The 10,997-nt window shown below is 69.4% G+C and carries 15 protein-coding genes and 3 tRNA genes; 13 read left to right on the plus strand and 5 right to left on the minus strand.

Translation table 11 applies throughout. The features are described 5' to 3' along the window. Positions 1 to 185 precede the first annotated feature (185 nt). The 3 genes from htpX (at position 186) to EAO75_RS12600 (ending at position 2,102) form a co-directional block, all read left to right on the plus strand. Positions 186 to 1,046: a zinc metalloprotease HtpX gene (gene htpX / locus EAO75_RS12590; protein WP_147995119.1), complete on the plus strand. Its 861-nt coding sequence runs from the start codon at positions 186 to 188 to the stop codon at positions 1,044 to 1,046. Beyond that, positions 1,043 to 1,438: a YccF domain-containing protein gene (locus EAO75_RS12595; protein WP_147995120.1), complete on the plus strand. Its 396-nt coding sequence runs from the start codon at positions 1,043 to 1,045 to the stop codon at positions 1,436 to 1,438. Before htpX ends, EAO75_RS12595 begins: the two co-directional genes overlap by 4 nt. Positions 1,439 to 1,535: 97 nt before the next feature. Further along, positions 1,536 to 2,102, plus strand: a complete 567-nt coding sequence (locus EAO75_RS12600; RefSeq protein ID WP_147995121.1) for an SMI1/KNR4 family protein — start codon at positions 1,536 to 1,538, stop codon at positions 2,100 to 2,102. Between the two features lie 64 nt (positions 2,103 to 2,166). Here EAO75_RS12600 and EAO75_RS12605 read toward each other — a convergent pair whose 3' ends face one another. After that, on the minus strand, positions 2,167 to 3,426 hold the full coding sequence (locus tag EAO75_RS12605; RefSeq protein ID WP_147995122.1) for an APC family permease: 1,260 nt from the start codon (positions 3,424 to 3,426) through the stop codon (positions 2,167 to 2,169). 136 nt (positions 3,427 to 3,562) lie between these two features. Here EAO75_RS12605 and EAO75_RS12610 point away from each other — a divergent pair, with 136 nt between their 5' ends. After that, entirely contained in the window at positions 3,563 to 3,829 is a 267-nt protein-coding gene (locus EAO75_RS12610; protein WP_147995123.1) for a GlsB/YeaQ/YmgE family stress response membrane protein, read from the plus strand. 196 nt (positions 3,830 to 4,025) lie between these two features. Here EAO75_RS12610 and EAO75_RS12615 read toward each other — a convergent pair whose 3' ends face one another. After that, positions 4,026 to 4,514: a YajQ family cyclic di-GMP-binding protein gene (locus tag EAO75_RS12615; protein WP_147995124.1), complete on the minus strand. Its 489-nt coding sequence runs from the start codon at positions 4,512 to 4,514 to the stop codon at positions 4,026 to 4,028. Between the two features lie 225 nt (positions 4,515 to 4,739). On the opposite strand from EAO75_RS12615, the gene EAO75_RS12620 reads away from it, so the two are divergent. The 3 genes from EAO75_RS12620 to EAO75_RS12630 all read left to right on the plus strand — a co-directional run bounded on the left by EAO75_RS12620 (position 4,740) and on the right by EAO75_RS12630 (position 6,003). Next, positions 4,740 to 4,821, plus strand: a tRNA-Tyr gene (locus tag EAO75_RS12620). Between the two features lie 381 nt (positions 4,822 to 5,202). Beyond that, a complete protein-coding gene (locus tag EAO75_RS12625; RefSeq protein ID WP_147995125.1) occupies positions 5,203 to 5,613 on the plus strand; it encodes a hypothetical protein in 411 nt (136 codons plus the stop codon). A 177-nt stretch (positions 5,614 to 5,790) separates the two neighbouring features. Continuing rightward, positions 5,791 to 6,003, plus strand: coding sequence for a hypothetical protein (locus EAO75_RS12630; protein WP_147995126.1), 213 nt, complete (start codon positions 5,791 to 5,793; stop codon positions 6,001 to 6,003). Between the two features lie 40 nt (positions 6,004 to 6,043). Here the strand turns inward: EAO75_RS12630 and EAO75_RS12635 are convergent, their stop codons facing one another. The 3 genes from EAO75_RS12635 to EAO75_RS12645 all read right to left on the minus strand — a co-directional run bounded on the left by EAO75_RS12635 (position 6,044) and on the right by EAO75_RS12645 (position 8,512). Next, positions 6,044 to 6,424, minus strand: a complete 381-nt coding sequence (locus EAO75_RS12635; RefSeq protein WP_261989252.1) for a nuclear transport factor 2 family protein — start codon at positions 6,422 to 6,424, stop codon at positions 6,044 to 6,046. A 2-nt stretch (positions 6,425 to 6,426) separates the two neighbouring features. Continuing rightward, the gene (locus tag EAO75_RS12640; RefSeq protein ID WP_147995127.1) at positions 6,427 to 7,083 is read right to left on the minus strand and encodes an SDR family oxidoreductase; all 657 of its coding nucleotides are present in this window, start codon (positions 7,081 to 7,083) and stop codon (positions 6,427 to 6,429) included. A 166-nt stretch (positions 7,084 to 7,249) separates the two neighbouring features. Continuing rightward, positions 7,250 to 8,512: an amidohydrolase family protein gene (locus EAO75_RS12645; protein WP_147995128.1), complete on the minus strand. Its 1,263-nt coding sequence runs from the start codon at positions 8,510 to 8,512 to the stop codon at positions 7,250 to 7,252. 229 nt (positions 8,513 to 8,741) lie between these two features. Between EAO75_RS12645 and EAO75_RS12650 the strand changes: the two genes are divergently transcribed. The 6 genes from EAO75_RS12650 to EAO75_RS12675 all read left to right on the plus strand — a co-directional run bounded on the left by EAO75_RS12650 (position 8,742) and on the right by EAO75_RS12675 (position 10,890). Further along, a tRNA-Thr gene (locus EAO75_RS12650) sits at positions 8,742 to 8,814 on the plus strand. Positions 8,815 to 8,860: 46 nt separating this feature from the next. Then, a tRNA-Met gene (locus tag EAO75_RS12655) sits at positions 8,861 to 8,933 on the plus strand. Between the two features lie 88 nt (positions 8,934 to 9,021). Further along, complete coding sequence (rpmG, locus tag EAO75_RS12660) at positions 9,022 to 9,186, plus strand: 50S ribosomal protein L33 (protein ID WP_003948671.1); 165 nt, start codon at positions 9,022 to 9,024, stop codon at positions 9,184 to 9,186. Between the two features lie 128 nt (positions 9,187 to 9,314). Beyond that, on the plus strand, positions 9,315 to 9,779 hold the full coding sequence (locus EAO75_RS12665; protein ID WP_147995129.1) for a MaoC family dehydratase N-terminal domain-containing protein: 465 nt from the start codon (positions 9,315 to 9,317) through the stop codon (positions 9,777 to 9,779). A 6-nt stretch (positions 9,780 to 9,785) separates the two neighbouring features. Continuing rightward, complete coding sequence (locus EAO75_RS12670) at positions 9,786 to 10,214, plus strand: MaoC family dehydratase (protein ID WP_147995130.1); 429 nt, start codon at positions 9,786 to 9,788, stop codon at positions 10,212 to 10,214. 112 nt (positions 10,215 to 10,326) lie between these two features. Next, a complete protein-coding gene (locus tag EAO75_RS12675; protein ID WP_147995131.1) occupies positions 10,327 to 10,890 on the plus strand; it encodes a TetR/AcrR family transcriptional regulator in 564 nt (187 codons plus the stop codon). Positions 10,891 to 10,997: the final 107 nt, after the last annotated feature.

Genomic DNA, 10,997 nt, shown 5'->3' on the forward strand with positions numbered 1-10,997 from the left:
CCCACGCGCGCGGGCGCGTTCACCCGTACGGCCCACGCCCGCCGCCGTACGCACAAGGGAACCCGTGGCCCTCGCCTGGCGTTGACCAGTACAGAAGAGTCCACTGGACGTGACACCACGCCACCAGTGGCATCGCAGATCGACCAGCAAAGGGTTCCCCTGCCGCACCACTTGGAGGGCGTACCGTGCACCGCCGGCACAACGGGCTCAGGACCGCAGTCCTCCTCGGGGGACTGTCCGCAATCATCATCGTCATCGGCAGCTTCTTCGGCCGCATGGGGCTCGTCATCGCGGTGGTCATCGCGCTCGGCACGAACGCGTACGCGTACTGGAACAGCGACAAGCTGGCGCTACGCGCGATGCGCGCCCGCCCGGTCAGCGAGTTCGAGGCCCCGGGGCTGTACCGCATGGTCCGCGACCTCTCCACCCAGGCCCGCCAGCCCATGCCGCGCCTCTACATCTCACCGACGGAGGCGCCGAACGCGTTCGCGACCGGCCGCAACCCGCGCAACGCCGCCGTGTGCTGCACCGAGGGAATCCTGCGCATTCTCGACGAGCGCGAACTGCGCGGTGTCATCGGCCACGAGTTGAGCCACGTCTACAACCGCGACATCCTGATCTCGTCGGTCGCCGGGGCCCTCGCCTCGGTGATCATGTTCCTGGTCAACTTCGCGTGGCTGATCCCGATCGGCCGCTCCGATGACGACGACGGCCCCGGCATCCTCGGCCTACTGCTGATCATGATCCTCGGGCCGCTCGCCGCCTCCCTCATCCAGCTGGCGATCAGCCGCTCCAGAGAGTACGAGGCCGACGCGTCCGGCGCCCAGCTCACCGGCGACCCCCTCGCCCTGGCCAGCGCGCTGCGCAAGCTCGACGCCGGCACCAAGCAGCTTCCGCTGCCGCCCGAGCCGCGCATCGAGACCGCCAGCCATATGATGATCGCGAACCCGTTCCGCCCAGGTCAGGGGTTCTCCAAGATGTTCTCCACCCACCCGCCCATGGCGGAGCGTATCTCCCGGCTCGAGAGGATGGCTGGTCCCCGGTGAAAACCATCCTGAACGTCATCTGGCTCGTCCTGAGCGGCTTCTGGCTGTTCCTCGGCTACGTGGTCGCGGGCCTGCTGCTGTGCATCACCATCATCGGCATCCCGTTCGGCATCGCGGCCTTCCGCATCGGCGTCTACGCCCTGTGGCCCTTCGGGTACACGACGGTCGAACGCCACGACGCCGGAGCCCCTTCCTGCATCGGCAACGTGCTGTGGCTGGTCCTGGCGGGCTGGTGGCTCACCATCGGCCACATCGTCACCGGCCTGATGCTGTGCCTCACGATCATCGGCATCCCGTTCGGCATCGCCAACTTCAAGCTGATCCCGGTGTCGCTGTTCCCGCTGGGCCGCGAAATCGTGCCGACGGACAGGCCGTTCGCATCGAGCTGGTAGCCGGGCGCGACGCGGGGAAACGGGTGAGGGTTGTCCACAATCCGGCGGTTATCCACAGGCCGGACCGATTGTCAGTGGCGGCTTGCATCATGAATGCATGACCGAGCACGAGCAGTTGCTGACGAGGGTGGCGGACAAGGCCCGCAACACCCGACCGTGGGGCTGGACTTCACTTCCCGAGCCCGTGGACGCGGCCACCGTGGCCCGTGCCGAGGCTGCCCTCGGCTTCCGTCTGCCGCCGCTGCTCGCCGACCTCTACCTGCGCATAGGAGACGGCGGATTCGGCCCGGAGTACGGCCTGTTGCCCCTGCTCGACAGCCCTCCGGCCGGCGAGCCCGCCGCTGTCACGCAGTACCTCGCCAACCGCGACAGCGCCCGCAAGGACCCCGACTGGCCCTGGCCCGAGGGCGTCCTGCCGATATCCCACTGGGGCTGCGCGATGTACGCGTGCGTCGACTGCCTCAGCCCTCAGCCCACCGTCCTGCTCTTCGAACCGAACGCCGACGACGCCGACCACGCGTGGTACGTGGACGCCCCGAGCCTCACACACTGGCTGCGCGCCTGGATCGACGGCACGGGCTGGTACGAGGAGATGAACGAGGAGCTGGAGATGGCCCCTTGGGCCGACTTCCGCATACGCACGACGGCGGCACCTGCGTCCTGACCGGCCCTGCCGCGATGCGGCCCCGGCTCCCACCCTCGCCCTGCCTACCCGGCCGCCTCCTGGTCTACCGCCCTCGCGCCGCCACCCACCGCCGTACGCCATACGCGACCACGCCCACCGCCAGCACACCCGCACCGACAACCACCGAGACCCCCAGAAGGGAGAACGCCAGAACCACGCACCCGAGAAGCCCCACTACGGGGACGACGCGCGAGGCCAGGGCGGAGTCGAGAGTCCAGGCGGACGCGTTGGCCACCGCGTAATAGGCCAGCACACCGAACGACGAGAACCCGATCGCGCCCCGCACATCCACCGTGGCCGCCAGCACCGCGACCACCGCGCCCACGGCGAGTTCGGCCCGGTGGGGGACCTGGAAACGCGGATGCACGACCGCCAGGGCGCCGGGCAGATGCCGGTCGCGGGCCATGGCCAGCGTCGTCCTGGAGACACCCAGGATCAGCGCGAGCAGCGAGCCGAGCGCAGCGACGGCGGCGCCCACCCGTACCACCGGCGCCAGCCCCGGCACCCCGGCCGCCCGTACCGCCTCGGCCAGCGGTGCGCCCGCCTGCCCGAGACCTTCCGACCCCAGAACAGAAAGGACAGCCACCGCCACACACGCGTACACCACCAGCGCGATGCCGAGGGCCAGCGGAATCGCCCGCGGAATGGTGCGCGCGGGGTCCCGCACCTCCTCGCTGAGGGTCGCGATCCGCGCGTATCCGGCGAACGCGAAGAACAGCAGCCCCGCCGCCTGAAGCACTCCGCCGACGCCGCCCGAGGCCCCGATGTCCAGACGCCCGGCATCGGACTCCCCGGACCCCAGACACACGACCACGACACAAGCGAGGACAGCGAGGACTACAGCCACGATCGCCCGCGTCAGCCAGGCGGACTTCTGGACGCCGCCGTAGTTCACCGCGGTCAGCGCCACCACGGCCGCGACCGCCACGGCGTGTGCCTGCTCCGGCCAGACGTACGCGCCCACGGTGAGCGCCATCGCCGCACAGGAGGCCGTCTTGCCGACCACGAACGACCAGCCCGCGAGATACCCCCAGAACGGCCCGAGCCGTTCGCGCCCATAGACGTAAGTGCCACCCGAGGCGGGATACAAGGCGGCCAGGCGCGCCGACGACGTGGCGTTGCAGTAGGCGACCACGGCCGCGACCGCCAGCCCGAGCAGCAGCCCGGACCCGGCTGCGCGCGCCGCCGGCCCCAGCGCGGCGAAGATCCCGGCTCCGATCATCGAGCCGAGCCCGATCACCACGGCGTCCCCGACCCCCAGGGTGCGCCGTAGCTCGGACGAGGCGGAGCCGGGCTGCGTCATGGCCGGAACCCTACTGATCGCTGCAACCGAGGGATGCCACCGTGTCGTCCTGTCCATCAACAGAGCACGAACAAGCGCGCCCGAGATCACAGTGCCGGAAAAGTGCAGGCACAGCGCGGAAGGGCAGGTTCAAGGCATGACGATCATCAGCTGGATCATTCTGGGGCTGTTGGCCGGGGCCATCGCCAAGTTCCTGCTGCCGGGCCGCGACCCGGGCGGCTTCATCGGCACGACGCTGATCGGCGTCGCGGGCGCGTTCATCGGCGGCTGGATCTCGGCCCGCTGGCTGGACCACCCGATCACCAAGGACTTCTACGACGGCACGACATGGGTCTCGGCGATCGGCGGTTCCCTCGTGCTCCTGATCGCCTACCGCCTCCTGTTCGGCCATTCCCGCAGCTGAGCGGGACAGCCTGAGAGCGACACCTCCGGACCGCAGCCAGCAGGCGAGAAGGGTGGGCATCCACAACGGGTGCCCACCCTTCCTCGTACATCCGAGTCAACCGGACCGGCCGACTCAGCCGGAACGACCAGGCCGACGATCAGCCGCTCCGGCGAATCAGCCGCTCGGCGGATCAGCCGCTCGGCGGATCCCTCGCCTACCGGTAGTTCACGAACTGCACCGCGAAGTCGAAGTCCTGGCCCTTCAGCAGGGCGATCACGGTCTGGAGGTCGTCCCGGCTCTTTGAGCTCACCCGCAGTTCGTCGCCCTGCACCTGGGCCTTCACGCCCTTCGGGCCCTCGTCGCGAATGATCTTCGCCACCTTCTTCGCGTTCTCCTGGGAGATGCCCTCCTCGATCGACGCGAAGATCTTGTACTCCTTGCCTGAGAGCTGGGGCTCGCCCGCGTCCAGGGCCTTCAGGGAGATCCCACGCTTGATCAGCTTGGACTGGAAGACGTCGAGGACGGCGTTCACCCGGTCCTCGGAGTTGGCCTCCATCAGGATCTTTTCACCGGACCACGAGATCGAGGCACCCACGCCCTTGAAGTCGTAGCGCTGCGAGATCTCCTTGGCGGCCTGGTTGAGGGCGTTGTCGACCTCCTGCCGCTCGACCTTCGAGACGATGTCGAAACTGGAGTCGGCCATGTCCTGTGGCTCCTTGTATCGGGGTGCGTGTGGGGTGCGAATCGGCGGGTGTGGGGGTGGCCGCCGAGCCCGGGGCAGGCCCCGGACCGCATCCGGACAAGCCTAGCCACCCGTCGTCCCCCGGGAGGCGATCAATCGGGTGGCGAAGCACCCCTCCACATCGGGTATTGTTTACGTCGTTGCCAGCGAGCACCGCCGAAGAGCGGTTCGAACGGCAGCAACCCCGGCGGTGTGCCCGAGCGGCCAAAGGGAGCAGACTGTAAATCTGCCGGCTCAGCCTTCCCAGGTTCGAATCCTGGCGCCGCCACACGGAAACAAAGGGTCCGTGACCTGCGTTCATTGCAGGTCACGGACCCTTTGTCATGCGCTGCCGAACGAGACAGGCTGTCTCACCCCGTCTCGATGTGTGTGGACGGAGCGTGGACGGGACTTTCACCGTTACCCGCGCTGCTCCAGCCGAGCGGAGATCTTGGCGTTGGCGGCGTCGTATCCGTCATCGAGGGAGTGGTCTGAGGCAGTTGACCCGAGGACTGTCGCTCCTGGGGTTTGGGGTGAACTCACTGAGCGCGCATGACGGCACCGCTGCCTGAAAGAGGCCCGATGATCTTGAGGACTACAATCGGGCGCAACTCCTCACTTGACCAGAGGGGTTCACGCTGCGATGCGTGACTGAGGAACGGGGTACGAGATGAAGAAGACAGTCGGCAGAATCGCCATAGCCTTCGCCGTGGCCGTCGGCGGCCTGGTGGCCACCAGCGGTACGGCGAACGCATACGGCACCGGGGATTGCTCGTACTCGAAGCAGAGGACGGCGTCGGGCAGCGGGGACTCGGTCATCCTTCAGATCTGGCGGTGCCCGGACGGGCACGACTACGCCAAGGGGATCATCTCCGGCAGCGCCAACGCCTCCAGGGCGCGGGTGTGGATGGACGACTCGATCAACGGCGGGCGCAGCTGGACCGCGCGCCAGTACACGACCAGCTCGTCGAGGTCGACGCAGACGCCGCAGAACAACCTGCTGTTCGACGGCTCGCCGCACAAGGTGCGGGCATGTGGTGACACCAGCGGTCACCGGACCATCTGCACTGCCTGGTACTGACCTGGCCGGGTCGCCGACCGCAGCCGGCCCGCCGGTCCGCGTCACGGAGCAGCCGCTCACTTCTCGTGGGCGGCTTCTCCGTGCGCACGGGGCAGCGGTGGGGTTCTGCTCCGCTTCGCGTTGGGGGTCGGGCCCGCACCACGCGTCCGACGGCGACGCTCGGGGCACACTGACCCCATGAGCACGCGTCGCAGAAGTTGCCCCGAGTGCCGGCGGGAGATCGCCGTCGTCGCCGGTCGGTTCGCACGGCACGACCCGCCGGGCGCTCGGGAGAGTGCGGAGCTCGTGTCGTGTCCCGGATCACGGCGGCTGGCGGAATTCGGCGCCGCGCAGCCCGCGTTGGACGGGTACGTCGTGCCCGATTTCCCCGGCCAGCTTCCGCTGTTCTGAGCCCACCACCCGCGTGGCTCTCAGGCCACTCCGGCGCGCCCTAGCCGCCTGCCCGCACGTCCATCCGCGTGACAAGCCCGTCCTCGTCGAACCGATAGACATGCTCGATCGTCTCGCGCGCCCATTGATCGCCCGTGGCGTCGCGCACCCCGGGTCGTACGGTCGCCACGACGGCCTCGCCGTCATCGTCAGGGCGCAGCCCCTCCAGCCGTACGAGGGGGTGCCCGGCGGCGAACTGCCGTGCCCAGTACGCCCGTACCGCCTCGTAGCCGTGCAGTCGGACTCCGTCCAGGACGTTCGGCCAGTTCACGTCGGGGGCGAGGCACTGCTGCATGAAGGGCTCCCGCTCGTCCGTCGAGAAGACCTCGTACATGCGGCGCAACAGCGCCTCCCGCGCGGCGGGAATCCCCTGCGCGCCCATCTTCAGTTCCCTGCCACCGACTTCACCGCCACCGCCACCGGGGCCGAGCCGCTGATCAGTTCCAGTGTCAGGCCGTTCGTCGCCGGGGTGTCGAGCAACTCCGCCAGTACTGCGGCCACGTCGTCGCGCGGGATCGGGCCGCGGCCGGTGTGGGCCTCCAGGCGCACCTGGCCGGTTCCGGCGTCGTTCGTCAGCATTCCGGGGCGCAGAATCGTCCAGTCCAGCGCGTCCAGGCCGCGGACGTACTCGTCGGCGGCGCCCTTGGCACGAAGGTAGACGTCGAAGATCTCGTCGCCCTTGTGCTGCGGGTTCGCGCCCATCGACGACACGACCACGAAGCGGCGTACGCCCGCCCGGACCGCCGCGTCAGCGAACAGGACCGCCGCGCCCTTGTCGACCGTGTCCTTGCGGTTCGTCCCGCTGCCCGGACCTGCGCCGGCCGCGAAGACCGCCGCGTCCGCGCCCTGGAGATGGGAGGCGACCTCCTCGACCGAAGCAGACTCCAGGTCCAGCACTACGGGTTCGGCACCGGCCTCCCGCAGATCGTCGCCCTGTTCGGCCTTGCGGATGATTCCCGCGACCTCGTCTCCGCGCGCGGCGAGCAGCTTCTCCAGCCGCAGCGCGATCTGACCATGACCACCAGCGATGACAATGCGCATGATTCCGACCGTACGCCCGGACGGCCGCATCCGCCGCACGACTTCAGCCACGCCTCAGGGCTTTCGAGGCGCGCGCCCCGATTGCGTAAGCGCCGGGCGTGCGAGCCGCGTGCGCTTTCGCGGCCCGCCCGCCTACGCCACCCCGCCCGCACCCGCCGACACAGCCTCACGACAACTCCCCCCGCCCCTGCCGAGGCAAGCCCAACTCCGCGGCCACCGCCGAGTTGCAGTACTCCCGCACCGCGCTCGTCCGCGCCACCACACGCCCCCGGTGCACCACGATGCGGCTGTACGCCAGTGACAACGCGCCCGACAACCGGTCCCCGCGCACCGCCAGCAGTTCGGCCGGGAAGCCCGCCTCCACCCGCACCTCGGGCAGCCCCAGGGCCGCACGCGCCGAGGAGCTCACACAGTCGTACGCGTCCTCGGGGCGCAGCCCATGGCGGGAGGACAGCAGGTACGCGGCCTCCAGCGGGTCCCCGCGGCCGACGGGGTTCGACACGTCCCGCAGGGCGCCGCTTCCGGCGGCGACGCGTACACCGGCGGAGCGCAGCAGCCGTACCGGCGCTGTCGCCCGGCGTTCCACGCCCCCGCAGCCGCCCTGTGGCAGGCACACCACCGTCACCCCGGCCGCGGCGAGCTGGTCCGCGGCCCGGGAGGCCACCTGGGAGGGCAGGCGCCCCAGGCCGCCGCACGGGCCGAGCGTCACTCCGGGGCGCAGACCGCCGGCCATCGCGGCGACGCGGGACAGCCGCGCCGGGTCGGTGGCGTCGGTGTGCAGGTCGACGGGGCAGCCGTGCTCGGAGGCGACCTCCAGGACCGCCTCCACATAGCCCGTCGGATCCGGGTCCAGGTCGGGACAGCCGCCGACCACCGACGCGCCCATCTTCAACGCGTCCCGCAGCATCGCGAGCCCGTCGGCTCCGGCCACGCCGGTCAGCAGCCGCGGCATCGCCACTGTCGTCAACTCGGTGAGCCCGCGCAGCGAACGCCGTGCCTGCTGGACGGCGCCGAGCGCGTTCAGCTCCTGGATCTCGTCCACGCGTACGTGTGCCCGAAGTGCCGTCGCCCCGTGTCCGAGCTGGAGCAGGGCGGCCTCCGTGGCCCGGCGCTGGACGTCATGGGGGTCGTAGGAGACCGGCCCGCCCTCGTCGGCGGAGAGCGCGGTGTCGCCGTGGGCGTGCGGCTCGGCCGGGGCCGGCAGGAGCAGATAGCCGCCGAGGTCCACGCGCGCGGCGCACGCGCGCGTGCCGCCCGCCAGGCTCCCGGCGGTGCCGACCGCCTCGATGCGCCCGCCGTCCAGCCGTACGTCCACGGTGCGGCCGTCGGTGAGGCGCGCCCCGCACAGCAGCAGAGCACCCGGGTCGGCCGGTCCGGACGAGCCCGACGAGGACGACGAGTGGGGCGGCTGGGGGTGGCTGTCGGGCATCGCACTCCAGAGGCAAGATCACGCAGAGTGAGTCGAGCCTAGGGTGGCGAGGGGGCGTCGGCTCGCAGGAGCGCAATAGTCGTACCGGTGTGGTCCGCCGAACGGGACCGTGTCCGGGGTACCGCGGGGGCGTGCGAGGCGGCTGTGTGGTCCGCCGATCGGCCGCAGGCCGGGGCCGCGAAACGGATTTGGGTGAACGGCGGCTGAGCGTGTAATGTCTTCATCGCTCGCCCCAATAGCTCAGTCGGTAGAGCGTCTCCATGGTAAGGAGAAGGTCTACGGTTCGATTCCGTATTGGGGCTCTGGTGTGGGAGGTTCCCGTCGCTAGGCGGGGACCGATCGCATCACAGCGGTGTAGCTCAGTCGGTAGAGCAAGCGGCTCATAATCGCTGTGTCACCGGTTCAAGTCCGGTCACCGCTACTGACAGTAGCCGATTGTGGGGTCGGTCCTTCGATCGGCTACTCTTTTATGCGTTATACGTCCCATCCGTTCGTCAAGGAGCACTCACGTGGCTGCCACCGACGTCCGCCCGAAGATCACGCTGGCCTGCGTGGAGTGCAAGGAGCGGAACTACATCACCAAGAAGAACCGGCGTAACAACCCGGACCGACTGGAGATGAAGAAGCACTGCCCGCGTTGCAACGCGCACACCGCGCACCGCGAAACGCGATAAATCAGGCTCGTACGCGAGGCCGCCCCCCACAGTGGGGGCGGCCTCGCGTCGTTTCAGGCCCGGTTACCGGTCGGTTCCGCCCGGCAGCCAGCAGGTCAACCGCAGCAGACAGCAGGAGGTACCGAGCCATGGCGCTCGACCAGTCCTTCGTGGGGCGGAGCTATCCGCCCACCGAGCCCTATGAGGTGGGCCGGGAGAAGATCCGTGAGTTCGCGGAGGCCGTGGGGGACACCAACCCGGCGTACACCGACCCGGAGGCCGCCAAGGCGCTCGGTCACCCGGATGTGATCGCCCCGCCGACCTTTGTCTTCTCGATCACCTTCAAGGCAGCCGGACAGGTCGTCGAGGACCCTCAGCTGGGCCTGGACTACAGCCGGGTCGTGCACGGTGACCAGAAGTTCGCCTACACCCGGCCGGTGCGCGCCGGCGACCGGCTGTCCGTCACCTCGACCATCGAGGCCGTCAAGTCCATGGCGGGCAACGAGATCGTGGACATCCGCGGTGAGGTCCACGACGAGGCGGGCGAGCACGTCGTGACCGCCTGGACGAAGCTCGTGGCCCGCGGGGCGGACGCCGAAGAAGGGGAGGGCTGAGCGGCTATGACGGCGAACATTGCGTACGGCGACGTCGAGGTGGGCACCGAACTGCCCGCCCGGAGCTTCCCCGTGACCCGTGCCACGCTCGTGCAGTACGCGGGCGCCTCCGGGGACTTCAACCCGATCCACTGGAACGAGAAGTTCGCCAAGGAGGTCGGGCTGCCGGACGTCATCGCGCACGGCATGTTCACCATGGCCGAGGCGATCCGTGTGGTCACCGACTGGACCGGCGACCCGGCGGCGGTCGTCGAGTACGGCGTCCGCTTCACCAAGCCGGTCGTCGTGCCGAACGACGACCAGGGCGCCACGATCGAGGTCAGCGGCAAGGTCGCGGCCAAGCTCGACGACAACAAGGTCCGCGTGGACCTGACCGTGGTCAGCGAGGGGCGCAAGGTGCTCGGCATGTCGCGGGCGGTCGTTCAGCTCGCGTGAACGGCACGCGCGTGCCGTGAGGTAAGGGGCGTTCTCCATGGTGGGGCGCCCCTTACGTGTTCCTGCCGGCGCCCTGTTGACTTAGTTAGTGATTGAGTACTAACTTAGCCACATGGTCAGGATGAGTGCAGAGGAGAGGCGCGAGAGCGTCGTCCGTGCGGCGATGACCGAGTTCGCCCGCGGCGGCTACTACGGCACGTCCACCGAGGCGATCGCCAAGCGGGTCGGTGTCTCGCAGCCGTATCTCTTCCGGCTCTTCCCGGGCAAGAAGGCGATCTTCCTCGCGGCCACCGAACGCTGCCTGGAGGACACCATCCGGATGTTCGAGGAGGCCGCCGAAGGGGTGGAGGGCGAAGAGGCCCTGCACGCCATGGGTGACGCCTATCGGAGGGTCGTCTCGGAGCAGCCCGAGCGGCTGATGATGCAGATGCAGATGTACCTCGCCGTGGCGGCCGCCGAGCAGGAGGGCGACCACGAGTTCGGCGAGGCCGTTCGGGCCGGCTGGACCCGCCTGTGGGACACCGTCCATCTGCCGCTGGGGGCCGACGTCGGTCAGACGACGACCTTCATGGCGTACGGAATGCTCATCAACTGCCTGGTGGCCATGGGTTTTCCGCCGGATCACCGGGTCTGGGCGGGGATGGACCCGGCAGGGCGGGACGAGGAGCGGGAGTAGGGCGAGGCCGAGCGGAACGTTCAGCCAGAAGATCCACTGCCAGGAGATGTGTTCGGTGAGGGCACCGCCGATGAGCGGCCCGGACGCGATCGCGAGACCGTTGACGG

Source organism: Streptomyces sp. UW30 (assembly GCF_008042075.1).
Taxonomy (GTDB): domain Bacteria; phylum Actinomycetota; class Actinomycetes; order Streptomycetales; family Streptomycetaceae; genus Streptomyces.

Bases quoted from the DNA above. Each gene is read 5' to 3' on its own strand.
- EAO75_RS12670 (WP_147995130.1), top strand. From the start codon at position 9,786: ATGACGGCGAACATTGCGTACGGCGACGTCGAGGTGGGCACCGAACTG.
- EAO75_RS12605 (WP_147995122.1), bottom strand. From the start codon at position 3,426: ATGACGCAGCCCGGCTCCGCCTCGTCCGAGCTACGGCGCACCCTGGGG.
- EAO75_RS12625 (WP_147995125.1), top strand. From the start codon at position 5,203: ATGAAGAAGACAGTCGGCAGAATCGCCATAGCCTTCGCCGTGGCCGTC.
- EAO75_RS12640 (WP_147995127.1), bottom strand. From the start codon at position 7,083: ATGCGCATTGTCATCGCTGGTGGTCATGGTCAGATCGCGCTGCGGCTG.
- EAO75_RS12665 (WP_147995129.1), top strand. From the start codon at position 9,315: ATGGCGCTCGACCAGTCCTTCGTGGGGCGGAGCTATCCGCCCACCGAG.
- EAO75_RS12635 (WP_261989252.1), bottom strand. From the start codon at position 6,424: ATGGGCGCGCAGGGGATTCCCGCCGCGCGGGAGGCGCTGTTGCGCCGC.
- EAO75_RS12675 (WP_147995131.1), top strand. From the start codon at position 10,327: ATGGTCAGGATGAGTGCAGAGGAGAGGCGCGAGAGCGTCGTCCGTGCG.
- EAO75_RS12645 (WP_147995128.1), bottom strand. From the start codon at position 8,512: ATGCCCGACAGCCACCCCCAGCCGCCCCACTCGTCGTCCTCGTCGGGC.
- EAO75_RS12610 (WP_147995123.1), top strand. From the start codon at position 3,563: ATGACGATCATCAGCTGGATCATTCTGGGGCTGTTGGCCGGGGCCATC.
- EAO75_RS12615 (WP_147995124.1), bottom strand. From the start codon at position 4,514: ATGGCCGACTCCAGTTTCGACATCGTCTCGAAGGTCGAGCGGCAGGAG.
- EAO75_RS12600 (WP_147995121.1), top strand. From the start codon at position 1,536: ATGACCGAGCACGAGCAGTTGCTGACGAGGGTGGCGGACAAGGCCCGC.
- EAO75_RS12630 (WP_147995126.1), top strand. From the start codon at position 5,791: ATGAGCACGCGTCGCAGAAGTTGCCCCGAGTGCCGGCGGGAGATCGCC.